The organism is Paramesorhizobium endophyticum (genome assembly GCF_014640615.1).
GTDB classification, from domain to species: domain Bacteria; phylum Pseudomonadota; class Alphaproteobacteria; order Rhizobiales; family Rhizobiaceae; genus Paramesorhizobium; species Paramesorhizobium endophyticum.
Genome location: NZ_BMHH01000006.1, coordinates 31,345 through 47,688, shown reverse-complemented (window position 1 = coordinate 47,688; position 16,344 = coordinate 31,345). Strand labels below are relative to the sequence as shown.

The window sequence follows — 16,344 nt, the reverse complement described above, 5'->3', positions numbered from 1 at the left end:
CGATGTGGGAAGCCACGGATCAGCTCGTCCCGAGCAAATATTCGCCCTATCGCCTGTTTTCGGCTGACGAATGGGCGGAATTCCGCGCCGATACGCCGCTGACGCTGACGGCGGAGGAAGTCCGGCGGCTGCGCTCGCTGGGCGACCCCATCGATCTTGAAGAAGTCCGCCGCATCTATCTCTCTATGTCGCGGCTTCTGTCGGCCCATGTCGAGGCGAGCCAGCTTCTCTTCCGCCAGCGTCAGCAGTTCCTGAAAATGGACGATGCGGTGAAGACGCCCTTCATCATCGGCATCGCCGGTTCGGTGGCGGTCGGAAAATCCACGACCGCTCGTGTGCTGAAGGAACTCCTCGCCCGCTGGCCGTCGAGCCCCAAGGTCGACCTGGTGACGACAGACGGCTTTCTCTATCCGAACGCCATCTTACGCGCGCAGAGCCTGATGGAGCGCAAGGGCTTTCCGGAGAGCTACGATGTCGGCGCCGTCCTGCGGTTCCTTTCCTCCATCAAGGCGGGAATGAGCAATGTCCGCGCCCCCGTCTATTCGCACCTCACCTATGACGTGGTGCCGGGCGAATATGTCACCATCGACCGCCCGGATATCCTGATTTTCGAGGGCATCAACGTGCTCCAGGTCCGCGACCTGCCCGAGGACGGCAAGATGGTGCCCTTCGTCTCGGATTTCTTCGATTTCTCGATCTATATCGACGCGGAAACGGCGGAAATCCGCAAATGGTATATCGACCGCTTCATGCGCCTGCGCGAAACCGCCTTCCGCGACCCGCAATCCTTCTTCCACCGCTATTCGCAGCTTTCCGACGACGCGGCGCTCACCATCGCCGAGGGCTTGTGGACCAATATCAATTTGAAGAATCTGAGGGATAACATCCTGCCGACACGCCCCCGCGCCGACCTGATCCTGCGCAAAGGCGCCAATCATTTTATCGAGGAAGTGGCGCTCCGAAAGATTTGAGCGTATTCGCCTGAATGCTCGAAACCCTGAAACGCAAAAAGCCCGGCCGAAGCCGGGCTTTTCGTTGAAAATCATAAACTCACGCTTTAAGCGGCGGCGGATACTTTGATCCAGTCGGACAGGCGGCTCTTGGGAGCGGCGCCCACCATGTTGGCGGCAAGTTCGCCATCCTTGAAAAGGAGAAGCGTCGGAATCGACCGTACGCCGAACTGGGCGGCGAGTTCCGGGTTCTCGTCGATATTCACCTTGGCGATCTTGACCTGACCGGCCATTTCAGACGCGATTTCCTCCAGCGCGGGGGCGATCATCTTGCATGGGCCGCACCATTCCGCCCAAAAGTCCACCACGACGGGCTCACTCGACTGGAGCACGTCGGACTGAAAATTGCTGGCGTCGATCTTTACGGTTGCCATCTGGCGTTCCCTTTCGATTAACAGTAACGCATCATGTGGTGTGTTCCACGATGCGCGTCAAGCACCTGTTTCTCACGAGTGAGCCAGGCTTTCAAGAGCGGCGATGGCCTCGTCCATGGCCTCGCCCGAAATCGTGATCAGCCGCGGCGCTTCGGTAAAAAGCAGCGCCGCCTCCACTGCAAGCTCCGGATAAAGCGGCTTGAGCAGCGCGCGATAAAGCGCAAGCTGGGCGATATACTGGCCGGGGACATGGGTCAGACCGGCAGGCGGCGGCCGGTTCGTCTTGTAATCGACGATGAGGATGCGGTCTTTTTCCACAGCAAGACGGTCGATCTTGCCGGAAACCGCGTGCTCCCTGCCGCCGAGCGTCAAAGTTCCCATGATTTCCACTTCCGCCCGCGAATTTTCGGCAAAGACGGGCGCGAAATCGGCGTTTTCCAGCACGGCGAAGACCGAATCGCGCGCTTTTTCCCGCTCTCCCCCCGGCCAATCACCGGCGGCGTGCGTGAGATATCGCTCCGCCGCCGCCTGCCTTTCCTCCATGGGCAGATCGGGCAGGCGCTGCAAAAGTGCGTGGATGACGGTGCCGCGCCGAATCGCGAAGCCGGGCGCGCCCTCCTCCTGCGTCAGCACCGGCGAGCCAGGCATGGCCTGGGCTGGATCATCCGGCTCGATCAGCACCGACGCGCCGGACGGAGAAAGCGGGCGCGGCAAGCCGGCCTCACGCTTCATCGGGCGGCGGTAGCTTTCCGGCAGCGGCTCGGGCTGGGGCGCGGCTGATTCTTCCTTTTCCGCGAGGGCGATCTCGCCGGGTATCGTCTTGCGGTAGCGTCGCGCAACGACCCCTTCCACCGGATGCTCGACCGATTCGCAGCGCTCGGCCAGCGCGTCGGAAACCAGCTTGGCCCAGGTCTCGCCGCCGTCGCGCGCGCCCTTATAACCGCAGATGATGAGACGGTCCTCGGCCCGCGTCATGCCGACATAGAGCAGGCGGCGGTATTCCTCCTCGGCGCGGCGCTTCAGTTCCTCGATTCGCGCGGCGGTGAAGGCGGTTTCATAGGCGCTGTTCGGCTGCCAGATGAAGCCCTTGCCCTCCCAACCGTCCGGCTCCTTCATATCGAAGGGGATGAGCTTAGGCGCGCGATTCGCCGTCCATGCTGCGCTGCCGGGATCGACCAGGAACACCACCGGCGCTTCCAGCCCCTTGGCCGCATGGACCGTCATGATGCGGACCTCGTCGCGGTTCTGGTCGAGCTCGCGCTTGATCTGCGGCTCCGCCGCCTCCAGCGTTTCGAGAAAGGCCTGCAAACCGGGCAAGCCGGCCCTTTCGGACGCCAGCGCGTAGTTCTGGAACTCGTCGATGACATCGCCCGCTTCCGGCCCCAGCCGTGCCAGAAGCTTGCGCCGTGCGCCGCCTGCCCCGAGAATGCGGGCATAGAACTCGAAGACCGGCATGGTGTCGGCAGCCGCGCGCCAGCCGCGCAAGGTCTCGTGAATGGCGGCGAGCCCGGAATCGTTTTCCGCCTCCTCACCCATGCGCTCGAAAAGGGATTGTCCTGACTCCCGCGGATGGGCGAGCGCGAAAAGCCGGTCGTCGTCCCAACCGAAGAGCGGGCTTTTCAGAAGCGCGGCGAGCGACAGATCGTCGGCGGGCTGGAGCACGAAACGGCCCAGCGCCGTCAAATCCTTGACGGCGATGTGGTCGGTCAGTTTCAGCCGGTCGGCGCCCGCGACAGGCACGCCCAGCGTCTTCAGCGCCCGCGACAGGGCTGGCATGAACTGATCGCGTTTCCTGACCAGCACCATGATATCGCGCGCTTCGAGCTTCCGTTCCTGGCCCGGAATGATCTCGCCATTGTCGAGCCAATGGCGGATGGTGGCGGCGATCTGCTCGGCGAGCCGGACGGCGGGCGCGGCGAGATGATCGACGGGGATGCGCCAATCCTCCGGCTCCTCGACCGCCTCCGGGCTCAGCAGGTCCCATATCTCCACCTGGCCCGGCGCTTCACGGCGAATCGCCTCATGCTGCGTCGGCCCCGGCTCCAAACCAAGCCCGCGATAGGCTTCCGGACGCTCGAAGACCAGATCGACGGCGGAAAGCACGTCCGGCGTGGAGCGGAAGGAGAAATTGAGCCGGACATCGCCAAAGGTGAGCTCCGCGCTTTCCGCCTTTTTTCGCACCATCTTGCCCGAGGCGGCAAAATCTTCCGGTACCGCTCCTTGAAAGGAATAGATCGACTGCTTCTCATCACCGACCGCAAACAGGGTGCGCTTGATGTCCCGCTGGCCATGGCCCGAGAAGAACTCCGCCGACAGCATATGGATGACCTGCCATTGCTCGGGGCTGGTATCCTGCGCCTCGTCGACCAGAATATGGTCGATGCCCCGGTCGAGCTTGTACTGCACCCAATGTCCTGCCCCTTCACGGGCGAGCAGCGAGACGGTGCGGTTGATGAGGTCGTCAAAGTCGAGAAGCCCCCGGCTGCGCTTCATCGCCTGATAGCGCGTCAGAAGATCGTCGATCAGCATGAAGGCGGAGAGGTTGAGCCGGATCAGCCGCAATTGCCTGAGCCGGTCGTGCGCCTGATGGACCCGCGCCGCCGCCCGGTCGAACGCCTCCTCAAAATCCGGCACGACCGCCAGAACGGGCTTCGAGCAGACATAGCTGCCGCTTTTCGGCTCGCCCGTCGATTTCAGGAAGGCAAGGCGGAGGATTTCTTGCTTGTCGAGAACGGACTTTGCCTTGTGCATTTCCCGCAATTGCAGGGCGAAATCCTGCGCGCGGCTGGCCCCTTTCGCGATGGCGAGCAGCCGGTCGAGCACGCCATCGGGGAAATCCTCCATCGGCCAGACTTCCGCGATGATATCCTCCTCCCGCTCGTCGCCGGAGAAGCCGAAAGCGGCGTAGAAGAGAGATTTGCGGCTCTCATCGCCGCCGATCTCGCGGATGAAGCGCTGCAAAGCGTGGCGGCGATTGACCGCTTCGTCGAGCAGCGCTTGCAGACCCATCTCCCCCGCGACGCTCAAGACATCGTCGAAGGCCTTGGCCAGCGCGGGGTTGGCATCCGTGCGGGCGCTCTCCAGCAATTGCCGCCGCGCCTCGCCGACCAGCGCGACCTGCATCAGATCGTCCATCAGCTCGAAATGGCCGGCAATATTGGCTTCCAGCGGAAACTGGTGCAGGATCGCCTCGCAGAAGGCGTGGATCGTCTGGATTTTCAGGCCGCCCGGCGTCTCGAGCGCGCGGGCGAAGAGACGGCGCGCCACTTTGAGCCGCGATTGGCCCGGCCGCTTTCCTTCGAGCGCCTCAAGCTTTTCGGCAAGCGCGTCATCGCAGAGCGTCGCCCACTCAGAGAGGCGGGCGAAGACGCGGTTCTGCATGACGGCAGCCGCCGCCTTGGTATAGGTCAGGCAAAGGATTTTCGATGGGTCGGTGCCTTCGAGCAGCAGGCGGATGACGCGCTCGGTCAGCACATGGGTCTTGCCCGAGCCGGCATTGGCCGAAACCCAGACGGACGCCTGCGGGTTGGCCGCGCGGACCTGGGCGGCGATGGTTTCCGGCGGGATGAACAGTTTCTTCTTCATTCGCTCCCCTCCCCGCCGCCATTCGCCGCGCCCGCCGACCATTCGAGCACGCGGGCGAGATGATCGTAATCGCCGGTGAGATCGGTCTCGCGGAAGGGCAGCGCGCGGGAGAGATAACCCTTTTCCGGCCTGGCATATTCATCCAGCAACTGGCCCAGCCGCTGCCACGCCTCCTCGCCGATTTCTGGCGCGGATTTGAAGCTCTTGGTCTTGCCGGAGAGAGCGAGAATCGATTCCGGTTCCACCGCGCCATTGCCGCGCAGGCGGACATAAAGCAGATCCGAGGCCTGCGCAGGACCCGTATCCCCAAACGCGCCACGAGCCAGAAGCGCGGCTTCCAGCGCCAATTGCGGCGAGAGCAGCACATGCGCCTGCCGCCGCGAGGGGGTGGAGCCGGTCTTGTAATCAATGATCTCAGCCGTGCCGTCCCGCATCACGTCGATCCGGTCGGCGCGGCCGGAAAGCGTGACGCCGCGTCCATCCACTTCCAGCGCCCGCGCGGCGATTTCGGCATGGCGCGCGGCGACATTGCTGGCGCGCTCCCGCTCCCATTTGAGGAATTCCGGTGCGAGGGCGGCAAAGCGCGGCCACCACACTGCCTCGATTTCCACCGGCAGGGCGGCAGCTTCAAAAAACTGGCGTCCCAGATCGAGGAGCGCCGCCAGCGCCCCCTCCCCGCCAGGGTCGAAGCCACTTTGAGTAAACGCGCCGAGGATATCGTGGAACAGCGTGCCGCGCTCCGCCGCCGCCGGGTCGCGGATCAGCGGCTCCAGCGGGCGCAGCCGCAATATCTTCTTGGCAAAGATGGCGTAGGGGTCGCGGCGCAGGGTCTCGATTTCCGTGACCGAGAAATGCTTCGGCCTTACCTCCACCGGCGGCTTGGGCTCGGGGCGCTTGACGAAGGGAACATCGGGAGCAGCATCGACATCGCGCGCCCAATGGATGTAGCGCGTGCCCCGCTCCTGCATCCCCGCTGTTTCTTCCGGGCCCAGCACCGTCTCCAGCCGCTGCAGCCAGCGCGACGGCACGGTCGGCGCATTCTCGGAGCGCTGCGAGCGGGAGAGAATCACCCGGGTAGCGCCCAGCGCCATCTGGAAATCATGCGCAGCGAGGCCGGTGCGCCGCTCTGGCGGCTCCAGTGCGATTGCCGCCTTCATCGGGCGCGACATGAAGGGGTCGTTGCGGGTCTTGCCCGGCCACGCGCCCTCGTTGAGACCGCCTAGAACGATGGTGTCGACGGTTTGAAGCCGGGCTTCGAGCGCGCCCCAGATGAAGAGGCGCGGGTGGCCGCCCGGACGCGGCTTCACCGTCTCGCCCGATATCAGCGCGTCGGCAATGGCCGGCCATTCCTGCGGCTGGAAATCGAGGCCCGACTCGGCGGCCACCAGATTGCGCAGGAAGGCGGCGAATTTCTCGCCCGCCTCGCCTTCGTAGAGATGCGCGACGCTGCCTTTTTCGTCACGCGCCAGATTCTCCAGCGCCTCGACGCTGAGGCGAATCATCGTCGCCATGCCGACAGGCACCCCCTTGCCCGTCAGCGGAAGGAGGGGTGCGACAGCCTCCGATAGCGCCACGCAGAGGGCGCGCGCCTCGGCAAGCATGGCCGGGCTAACCCTCTCATGCCAGGCGGGGCGGTAATGAAGCGCCGCGCTTTCCGCGACCTTTTTGTCGAAGAAAGCGGGGAGATCGGCGATGGAGGCCCTGCCCGTCCCGCCCCGGAAGGCGACGAGCTCAAGCGTTTCAGCGGCACGGCGGATATCCGCCCGCTTGCCCCCGGCACTGACGAGCGGATGCTTGGCGAGGGCCAGCAGCGCCACCGGATCGCCGGGGTTGAACAATGTTTCCAGAAGCAGCCGGAACAGCGTGGCGGCCTGGCTGTCGCGCAAGGGGCGGCCGCCCGAATCATCCGCCTCGATGCCGAAACGGGCAAGCTCGACCGAGACGCGACGGGCAAGATCGCGGTCCGCCGTGACCAGCGCCGCCGTTTGGTCAGGATTTTCGATGGCATGGCGCAGGGCGAGCGTGACCGCCAGCGCCTCTTCACGCTCATTCGCCGCCTCGATCAGCGCCACGTCGCGCATGGCGCTGGCGCGCAATGCCGGATCGAGCGCGAGCCCGCCCCACGCATCCGTCGTCTCAGCAGGGCGCAGCGCCTCACTGACGATGCGCTCCCGCATCCGCATCGCATCGGACAACTCTCCCAAATGCACCACATCGTCGCGCAGGCCGCCGACATGGGCGATGAGCTTGCGCAGGCCGAATTGCGGGTGGCCGAAGATCGAGGCATGCGCCTCCGCCACACCCAGCATCTGCCAGGCGGCGGGGTCGAGATCCCGGTCGAGGCCCGGCAGCACCACGGCGCCGTTGGGCAGATTGGCGATGACCGAGATCAGTTCCGCCGTGGCGGGAATTGAGCCGGTGGAACCCGCCGCGATGACCGGCCCGGCGGGCGGATGAAGGCGCAGTCGCTCTGCTTCCAGTTCGATCAGCCGGTTGCGATGGGCGGCGGGGTTTGAGCGCTGCCGCTCAGCCAGAAAATCCGGCCAGAGGCGGGTGACGATATCGAGGAAGCCCAGCGTCACGCGCCACCAGTCGGCAAGCTCGTCCGGGGCGATGCGGCCAAGCTCCGCCCAGCTTGCGCCTTCCGTTTCCACTTGGTCCATGAGGCCGGCAAGATCGCGCGCCAGCCAGATGGCGTCGGCGGTGGTGGCGGGCACCGACACATCCTCGGTACCGAAAAGCGCACGAATATGAGCCGGCAAACTTTCTCGCCACGGCCGAACGAGTTGCGCCAGCAGCAGAAGCCGTTCCGCGCCGCCGATGGCAGGCAGAAGGTCGAGGAAACCGCGCTGGTCGGCCTCGAAAAGCGCGGCGTCCTCGTCCACGTCTCCCAAGGGGCGGATCGTAGGAAGGATGGCCGCCTTGGCCGGATTCATTTCCACCAGCAGGGAGCGGAGGGCGCGCGCCGCACGGCGAGTCGGCACGTAAATCGTTGCCGACTGCAGCGCCAGTGGATCATCGGGCTTTTCCGGAAAGCCGGGGATGAGCGTGCCGTCGAAAAGCGCGCGGACCAGGGTGGGAAGGAACGGCGTCCCCGGCGCGATCGAGAAAAGGCGGGGCGGCCGCTTCACCGCCCGGTCCTTGCAAGCGCGGCTTCAGCCTCGGGGATCGCTTCCGGTGTGCCGACGGTGAGCCAATGGCCCTCCATCTTCATCCCGTAAAGACGGCCTTCCCCGATGGCGCGGTCGAAATAGCGGTTGATCGATATTGCCCCGCTGGACGCCCCGGCGAAGATGCGCGGATGCACGATGGCGACGCCCGCATAAATGAGGGGCGAGCCGGAATCGCCATAACGGCTGAGCCGCCCTTCCCCATCCATCGTGAAATCGCCGCGCCCGGTATGTCCCGTGGCCTGGTCCGGCGAAGCCACCATCAGGAGAATATCCATGCGGCGCTCATCCCAATGCTCGCTCAGGCGGCGGAGATTGGGCGTGTCGCCATCGGTCCAGAAGGTGTCGGCATTGAGGACGAAGAAGGGCTCGTTCCCCAGATGCGGCAGGGCCTTGATGATGCCGCCCCCCGAATCGAGCAGTTTCTCCCGTTCGTCAGAAATAACGACACGCGGGTGCGTCCGGCTTTCCAGATGCGCTTCCATCTGGTCGGCGAGGTAATGCGCATTGACCACAGCCGTGGGCACGCCCGCTTGCGACAGTGCATCCAGCCCCCAATCGATCAGCGGCTTGCCGGCCACGGTAACGAGCGGCTTCGGAATGGTGTCCGTGATCGGGCGCATGCGCTTGCCCAATCCCGCCGCAAGGACCATTGCTTTTTGGGGGATATTCAAATGTCGCGCCAAAGGATACCCCCCTCTGTCCTGCCGGACATCTCCCCCTCAAGGGGGGAGATTGCGCCCTCATTGACGTTCGGCACCAATCGCAAACGTTGCAGAATTAAGGCTGACGCCCATGTCAGCCAATCTCCCCCCTTGCGGGAGAGATGTCCGGCAGGACAGAGGGGGGTGAACAGCGTTTCCATCAAGCCATTACCGGTCCAGTTATTCGGTTTCCCGCAGCAAATCATGGTCCTCATACCACAAACGCATCGGATTGAGCACCGGGTGCGCCAGCGCACGCCGGAGATAAGCGCGAATGCGCGGCAGATGTTTGAGATAATAAGGCTTGCCGTCGCGCTTGTTGAGCCGGACGAAGATGCCGAGAATCTTGGAATTGCGCTGCGCGGCCATGATGGCGTAGGCGGCGCGGAAATTCGCTTCGTCGAAAGCGCCGCCCAGCCTCAGCCGCTCGTCGCAATAGGCAGCGAAAAGATGCGCTTCCAGTTCCGGCTCGATCGTCGCCCTTGCGTCCTGCGCCAGCGAGGCGAGATCATAGGCGGCAGGGCCGATCATCGCATCCTGAAAGTCGATAAGCCCGATGCGGCCATGACCTTCCGCTTCGCCGCGCCAGAGAATGTTAGGCGAATGAAAATCGCGCAGAACAAGGCTTTTCTCGGCACCGTCCAGATGCTGGAAAACCCGGTCCCATGCCGCCTCGAAGGAGACGCGGCTTGCCGCATCGAGCGCGTGGCCCTTCACCCATGGCGCGTACCAGCCGCTCATGAGTTCGACCTCGATCATCATCGCGTCGCGGTCGAAATCGGGGATGGTGTGGGCGATGCTTTCCGTCACGAACGTTTCGCGCGGCCAGTTCACCCGATGGACATGGGCGAGAAGGCGCGCGCAGGCTTCGTAGCGCTCGGGGATGGGCTTGCCTTCACCGTCCAGCACGCCCTCATCGCCCAGATGCTCCAGCAGGAGAACGCCGTTGTCGAGGTCTTCCGCGAGCACATCGGGCGTGCGGAAGCCTTTCGTCTTGATCAGCCGGTTCATGCCGGCAAAGGCGAAGATGTTTTCGGCCAGATGCGCGATCTGGCGATAGGATTTGCCGTTTTTGACCGGCGGGTCATAAGGCATGGGCGGCGCGTTCATCAGGATTTCGGCGCTTCCGTCCGCCCGTCCGATGATCTCATAGCCACGTGGGGAGGCATCGCCCAGGAGATAGCGGCGTGAGGCCCCTCCCCGCCCGCTCTCTTCAAGGAAGCGGCGTATATGGAGCGAGCGCTCCAGACGCTTCAGCGGTTCGCCTTCGGCCTCGATGACGGCCTTGCGCCCCTCGCCTTCGTGAAGCAGCTTCACCGTGAAGGCGGGCGGCGGAAGATAGCCTTCCCCCCGCTCCGGCCATTCGGCCAGCACGACACCGTCCTGCAATGCTTCCTCGAGGCCAAGCTCGTCCAACTCCGCGCCCGAGGACAGGCGATAGAGGTCGGCATGGGCGACAGGCAGGCGCAATTCCGGGTAGGACTGGACCAGCGTGAAGGTCGGACTCGGCACATCCAAGGCATGATCGTTAGCCAGCGTACGAATGACCGCGCGCGCCAAAGTAGACTTGCCCGCGCCCAGATCGCCGGAAAGCGTGACCAGATCGCCCCGCGCCAAGGCAAGGGCGAAGTCTTCACCGAACCGGATCGCCTCGGCTTCGTTAGCCAGCGAAATATTTAGGATGCGCATCGACTTCTATTACTCTGCCGCAGCCCGGAAGGTGCGGGCTTCGACGGGGAAATGGCAGGCAACCGTCGTGCCCCGGCCCGTTGCCGTATCGATCTCGACCGAACCGCCATGCAGTTCGACGAAGCTCTTGACGATCGAAAGGCCAAGCCCCGCTCCACGACGACGCCCGCCATTCGTGCGCGGTTGGAAACGCTTGAACACGGTGTCGAGCACGTCCTTCGACATGCCCGGCCCATCGTCATGAACGGAAAAGATAATTTCGGCGTTTTTGCGAACAGCCTGAAGCAGGATCGTGGAACCCTCCGGCGCGTAATTGGCCGCATTGGAGAGGAGGTTGAACAGCACCTGCCGGATGCGGTTCGCGTCGCCCCGGAAGGAGCCGATATTGCGGGCGAGATCCACCTGCAAGCCGATATTGTGCTCGCGCAGGCGGTCGGAAACGCGCTCGGCGGCAGCGGCGACTGTCTCGGCCACGGGCACGTCGTCGATCTCCAACTCCATGATGCCGGCATCGACGGTGGCCAGATCTAGGATATCGTTGACGATGGTGAGAAGCACCGAGGATGAGGTACCGATATGGTCGAGATATTCGCGCTGGCGCTCGTTGAGCTCGCCAAAAGTCGGGGTCTGGAGCAGCTCGGTGAAGCCGATGATGTTGGTCAGCGGCGAGCGCAGCTCATAGGAGACGTGTTGCACGAAATCATTCTTGATCTGGTCGGCGAGTTCGAGCGCCTCGTTCTTGTCCTTGAGCGCACGCTCGACGCGGACCGTGTCGGTTACGTCGACGAAGGTCAGCATGGTCTGCCCCTTGGGCAAGGGGACCAGCGCATAGGAGAGAATGATCCCGCTCGCCAGTTCCAACTGTCCCGATTCGCCTTCGCGCTTGTCGGCAAAGCCGGTGACGGTCGCCACGAAATTTTCCCAGAGCGCCGGGTCCGAAACCTTCTCGCAGAAGGTGCGGATGGCGGTGATGTGGGTTCCCTCGACCGCCAGATTGGCGGGCAGCGACCAGAGCGCGGCGAAGGCCGGGTTCGACAGGCGGATGCGGCCATCGGAGCCGAACACGGCGACGCCCTCGGCCAGATGGTCGAGCGTTTCGCCCTGCACGCGGATCAGCGTGTTGTAACGGCTTTCGAGGTCGAACTTCTCGGTCAGATTCTCGAACACCCAGGTGACGCCGCCCTTGGGATGCGGATTGGCGACGACGCGCACCGTGCGCCCATCGGGCAAATGCCACCAATGCTCCTGCGGATCGACGGCGCGATAGGCCGAAAGCATGGAGTCCTTCCAGCGCCGCCATTCCGGCTGTTCCGGAAGCTTGCCCTCGCTGCGCAGCCGGTCAAGCAGCATGGCATTGCTCGGACGGGCCTCCATGAAAGCAGGATCGAGCGCCCAGAGCTTCGTGAAGGCCTGGTTGAAGAATTGCAGCTTCATGTCGGGGTCGAAAATGGCGACCGCAGTGTTGAGTTGGTCGAGCGTTTCGGCATGGCTGCGCACAGTGCGCTGCAATTCCTCGCGCACCTGCTCCACTTCGCTGATATCGGCGGCAAGCCCGGCGGAGCCTGCAACGCCTGCAACATCCGTCACCTCGAAAATATGCCGGTCGCCGCCGATCACCGTGGAGAGACGGTCGCGGAAGCGCGCATTGGCCGTCCGCTCGCGCTCGATACGCTGGCGGGCGCTGGTGCCGAGAAGTTCATGCCCCTGCGCCACCACCTCGCCGGCATCGGACGCGCCGACAGCCCGGGCGTAGGTGCTGTTCACCCAATCGAGCCGGCCTTGTGCGTCGCGCGTCCACGCCGCCGCGTCGAGCGAATCGAGCAGTCCGCGCAGCAGGGTGACCGTGTGAACGAGCTGGGCATTCTCCGCCTTCAGGAAGGCATGCTCGGCCTGAAGTCCATCAAGGCTGACGAAGCGGGCAATGGCATAGCTGCCGGAGGTGCGGCCCTGCACGTCGAGGAACGTGCCGTTGACCGTCTCCACGACGAGATCGAAGGATTGCGCCCGGTCACGCAGGGCGACAATCGCGCGTTCCAGCGCCGCCACTGATTCGGGCCGCAGCCAGCGTCCGAAGGCCAGGAAGCCGGCGCGGTCCCGTGGCGCGCCGCTCGTTGCCGGCAATCCGCCGAGCAATTCGGCTTTTCGCTCACCCCCATCCCAGACGACAATGCGCTGGTCCTTCAGGTTCAGCAGCGCCTCGCTGCGTTGGGCGGAGTGGGAGAGATCGGCGAATTTCGCGCGCAGCGTGGCATTTTCCTCGGCGATCTTTCCTCGGTCGCGGATCAGCCAGCCGGCGGAAAGCAGGGCCGCGCCCATGGCGCCCAGGAACATCGCGAACTGGATGACCTCGAACGTGCCCAGCGACGCGCCGAAGGGCGTGGAAATCTTAGGCATCGACTCGGAAACCTGAGCCCATGCGGACACCGGTAACAGGGCAATGGCAGCAACGCCCGCCCGCAGCACCTTATGCCGCAAAGCCTTTCCACGCATATCTAATCCTCTCCGCCGCAAAGAACAGACACTTTGGCCTCCGGGCAATCATCTCCAGAAAGCCTGCGGCTTTCCGGCACCATGCCTGAATCAGCGTCTTTGATCCCTCGAATCACATCAAAATACCCCTCAAGGGAATCGCCGTGAAGCGGGCGCGGGGCAAAAATAAATACCGGGCAGTTTGTCAACTACCCGGTATCCATATGTTGTAGATATTTAAACTATGGTTAATATCTGTAGTGTTCCGGCTTGAACGGCCCTTGTGGGGTAACGCCGATATAGGCGGCCTGCTCCTCCGAAAGCGTGGTCAGCTTCGCGCCAAGCTTGTCGAGATGCAGCCGCGCGACCTTTTCGTCGAGGTGCTTCGGCAGGACATAGACCTCGTTCTTGTAGTTCTCGCCCCGCGTATAAAGCTCGATCTGGGCCAGCACCTGGTTGGTGAAGGAGGCGGACATGACGAAGCTCGGATGGCCGGTGGCGTTGCCGAGGTTCAGCAGGCGGCCTTCGGAGAGCAGCAGCAGCCGCTTGCCGTCGGGGAACTCGATCATGTCCACCTGCGGCTTGATGTTCGTCCATTTCAGATTGCGCAGCGCCGCGACCTGAATCTCATTGTCGAAATGGCCGATATTGCCGACGATTACCATGTCCTTCATCTTGCGCATGTGGTCGATGGTGATGACGTCGCGGTTGCCGGTCGTGGTGATGACGATATCGGCCGTGGGTGCGGCGTCGTCGAGCGTTACCACTTCGAAGCCGTCCATCGCCGCCTGGAGCGCGCAGATCGGGTCGACCTCCGTCACCTTCACGCGCGCGCCTGCGCCGGCCAGCGACTGGGCCGAGCCCTTGCCGACATCGCCATAGCCGCAGACGACGGCGACCTTGCCCGCCATCATCACATCGGTGCCGCGACGGATGCCATCGACCAGCGATTCCTTGCAGCCATATTTGTTGTCGAATTTGGACTTGGTGACGCTGTCATTGACATTGATCGCCGGGAAGGGGAGGAGGCCCTTCTTCTGCAGCTGATAGAGACGGTTGACGCCGGTGGTCGTCTCCTCGGTGACGCCCTTGATCGCCTCGCGCTGCTTCGTGAAGAAGCCCGGCGTCTCGGCCATACGCTTCTTGATCTGGGCAAAGAGAATTTCTTCTTCCTCGCTGCCCGGATTGGAGAGCACATCCTCGCCCGCCTCGGCGCGCGCGCCGATCAGGATATACATGGTGGCGTCGCCGCCATCATCGAGGATCATGTTGGACGTGCCGCCATCCGGCCATTGGAATATCCGGTCGGTATAGGTCCAGTATTCCTCCAGCGTCTCGCCCTTGATGGCGAAGACCGGCGTGCCGGTGGCTGCGATAGCGGCGGCGGCATGGTCCTGCGTGGAGAAGATGTTGCAGGAAGCCCAACGCACGTCAGCACCCAGCGCCTGCAGCGTCTCGATCAGAACGGCGGTCTGGATCGTCATGTGAAGGGAGCCAGAGATGCGCGCACCCTTCAGCGGCTTCGCCGTGCCGAACTCCTCGCGGGCAGCCATCAGGCCCGGCATTTCGGTTTCGGCGATGGTGATTTCCTTGCGGCCCCAATCGGCGAGGCTCATGTCCTTGACGACAAAATCCAGGCTTGCGGTCATTCCCGTGCTCCGTTCCAGAAAATTCTAAGCCGTTTCTGTACCAGATCGGCGGGAAAGGCGCAATGCGATATAAAGAAATCTTTATGCGTGCATATCGTCAACTTCCCGCGATTGCGGGCTCAACGACAGTCAATGGCAGCTCGATGCCCAGTTTTTCCAGCATGTCGCGAAAACCCGCCACCGTATAGGTGCTGCTTTCCGTCACCAGTGCGACGGTGCGGCCCGAACCGCCTTGCGCTGCGGGGAAGGCGGCCACGACATCATCCGCCGGATCGAGGAATTGCCAATCGGGGCGCGCCTTTTCGAAGAAGGACCGTAGCCAAGGCAGATGCGTGCTGGAAAGGGTAAGCGTATCGACGGCCGGATGGGCCTCCGCAATGGAACGGCAAAAGTCGGCGACCTCTGCTGTCGTCGTTTCCGGCCGCGACAGAAACGCGCCGCTCTCCACCAACTCCACCATCGGGGAGGCGTTGATGAGTGCGACCTTTTCAGGGGCGGGCACGTTGGCGCGGACGAAGGCTTTCAGTTCCGCGCTCTCGATCATCGACCGGACCCCCATGATTGCGATTTCACCGCTTCGGCTCGCAGCCAGCGCCTCGCGGACCGGCGGGGCGACGCCATAGACAGGCACGTCGAACTCGCGCTTCAATTCATCGAGCACCATGATCGACGGCGCGTTAGAAGCCAGCACAACCGCTCCCGCGCCCAGCCCGGTCAGATAGGTAATGGTGGCGCGCATGATCGACATCAATTCATCGCGGGATTTTGCGCCGTAAGGAAAGCGCGCGCGGTCGGCGAAATAGATGATGTCGCGCCGGGGCTGGTTGCGCCTTATCAGATCGACCAATGCGTAGCTGCCGATCCCCGCATCGAAAACCGCCACAGGATCGGCGAGGCCCATAATTGATGGGGGAATATTCAGCACTCTTCGCCGAACTTGTTGGCAATCAGCTCGGCCAGCGCGTCGAGCACTTCCTTCGCCTGGCGCCCGGAGGCGCTGACATTGATGCAGCAACCGGGGGAGGCGGCGAGCATCATCAGGCCCATGATGGAAGTGCCCCCCACGGTGACGCCATCCTTCTCGACCCGCACATGGGCATCATAGCCATCGACGAGCTGCACGAATTTCGCCGAGGCGCGGGCATGGAGGCCGCGCTTGTTGACGATCTCGAGGGAACGGGAAATCGCGGTTTGGGGATCGTATTCGCCGGTAAGCGTGATGCTGGAGCGCATGGATTATTTTCCCGTCAGAACCTGGCTGGCGACATTGATATATTTGCGGCCCGCTTCCTGCGCCTCGCGCAAGGCTGCCTGCATCTCCCCGGCCACGCGGACGCTGGAGAGCTTGATCAGCATGGGCAGGTTGACGCCTGCGATCACCTCGACCTTGCCAGGCTTCATCACCGAAATGGCGAGGTTGGACGGCGTGCCGCCGAACATGTCGGTCAGGATGATGACGCCGTGCCCCTTTTCGGCGCGCTCGATGGCATCGACAATATCGCGGCGACGCTGTTCCATGTCGTCTTCCGCGCCGATGCAGACCGTCTCGAAATTCTCCTGCGGACCGACGACATGCTCGACCGCATGGTGAAACTCCTCGGCCAGCTTTCCGTGCGTCACAAGCACGAGTCCGATCATTCTCTAATTGCTCCCGTCATGCGCCGCATGGACATGCAAGCAAACCCCGCCAGCGC

At 63.5% G+C, this 16,344-nt stretch carries 11 protein-coding genes; 1 reads left to right on the top strand and 10 read right to left on the bottom strand.

What is annotated here, in order from left to right; genetic code table 11:
* Window positions 1–2: 2 nt before the first annotated feature.
* A complete protein-coding gene (gene coaA / locus IEX53_RS09015; protein WP_188823613.1) occupies window positions 3–971 on the top strand; it encodes a type I pantothenate kinase in 969 nt (322 codons plus the stop codon).
* 86 nt (window positions 972–1,057) lie between these two features.
* On the opposite strand, the gene trxA is transcribed toward coaA, so the two are convergent.
* The 10 genes from trxA to IEX53_RS08965 form a co-directional block, all read right to left on the bottom strand.
* On the bottom strand, window positions 1,058–1,384 hold the full coding sequence (gene trxA / locus IEX53_RS09010) for a thioredoxin (RefSeq protein WP_188823611.1): 327 nt from the start codon (window positions 1,382–1,384) through the stop codon (window positions 1,058–1,060).
* 72 nt (window positions 1,385–1,456) lie between these two features.
* Entirely contained in the window at window positions 1,457–4,969 is a 3,513-nt protein-coding gene (addA, locus tag IEX53_RS09005) for a double-strand break repair helicase AddA (protein WP_188823609.1), read from the bottom strand.
* Complete coding sequence (gene addB, locus IEX53_RS09000; RefSeq protein ID WP_188823607.1) at window positions 4,966–8,100, bottom strand: double-strand break repair protein AddB; 3,135 nt, start codon at window positions 8,098–8,100, stop codon at window positions 4,966–4,968. The genes addA and addB overlap by 4 nt, the downstream gene beginning before the upstream one ends.
* A complete protein-coding gene (locus IEX53_RS08995) occupies window positions 8,097–8,813 on the bottom strand; it encodes a nucleotidyltransferase family protein (RefSeq protein WP_188823606.1) in 717 nt (238 codons plus the stop codon). The genes addB and IEX53_RS08995 overlap by 4 nt, the downstream gene beginning before the upstream one ends.
* Window positions 8,814–9,023: 210 nt before the next feature.
* Window positions 9,024–10,532 carry a tRNA (adenosine(37)-N6)-threonylcarbamoyltransferase complex ATPase subunit type 1 TsaE gene (tsaE, locus tag IEX53_RS08990; RefSeq protein WP_188823604.1) on the bottom strand — a complete coding sequence of 503 codons (1,509 nt, stop codon included), beginning with the start codon at window positions 10,530–10,532 and terminating at the stop codon, window positions 9,024–9,026.
* A 9-nt stretch (window positions 10,533–10,541) separates the two neighbouring features.
* A complete protein-coding gene (locus IEX53_RS08985; RefSeq protein WP_188823595.1) occupies window positions 10,542–13,022 on the bottom strand; it encodes a PAS domain-containing sensor histidine kinase in 2,481 nt (826 codons plus the stop codon).
* Window positions 13,023–13,249: 227 nt separating this feature from the next.
* Window positions 13,250–14,650, bottom strand: a complete 1,401-nt coding sequence (ahcY, locus tag IEX53_RS08980) for an adenosylhomocysteinase (RefSeq protein ID WP_188823593.1) — start codon at window positions 14,648–14,650, stop codon at window positions 13,250–13,252.
* Between the two features lie 97 nt (window positions 14,651–14,747).
* The gene (locus IEX53_RS08975; RefSeq protein ID WP_236016111.1) at window positions 14,748–15,575 is read right to left on the bottom strand and encodes a glutamate racemase; all 828 of its coding nucleotides are present in this window, start codon (window positions 15,573–15,575) and stop codon (window positions 14,748–14,750) included.
* Window positions 15,569–15,883: an HPr family phosphocarrier protein gene (locus IEX53_RS08970; protein WP_188823591.1), complete on the bottom strand. Its 315-nt coding sequence runs from the start codon at window positions 15,881–15,883 to the stop codon at window positions 15,569–15,571. Before IEX53_RS08970 ends, IEX53_RS08975 begins: the two co-directional genes overlap by 7 nt.
* 3 nt (window positions 15,884–15,886) lie before the next feature.
* Window positions 15,887–16,288 carry a PTS sugar transporter subunit IIA gene (locus IEX53_RS08965; RefSeq protein ID WP_188823589.1) on the bottom strand — a complete coding sequence of 134 codons (402 nt, stop codon included), beginning with the start codon at window positions 16,286–16,288 and terminating at the stop codon, window positions 15,887–15,889.
* Between the last annotated feature and the right edge of the window lie 56 nt (window positions 16,289–16,344).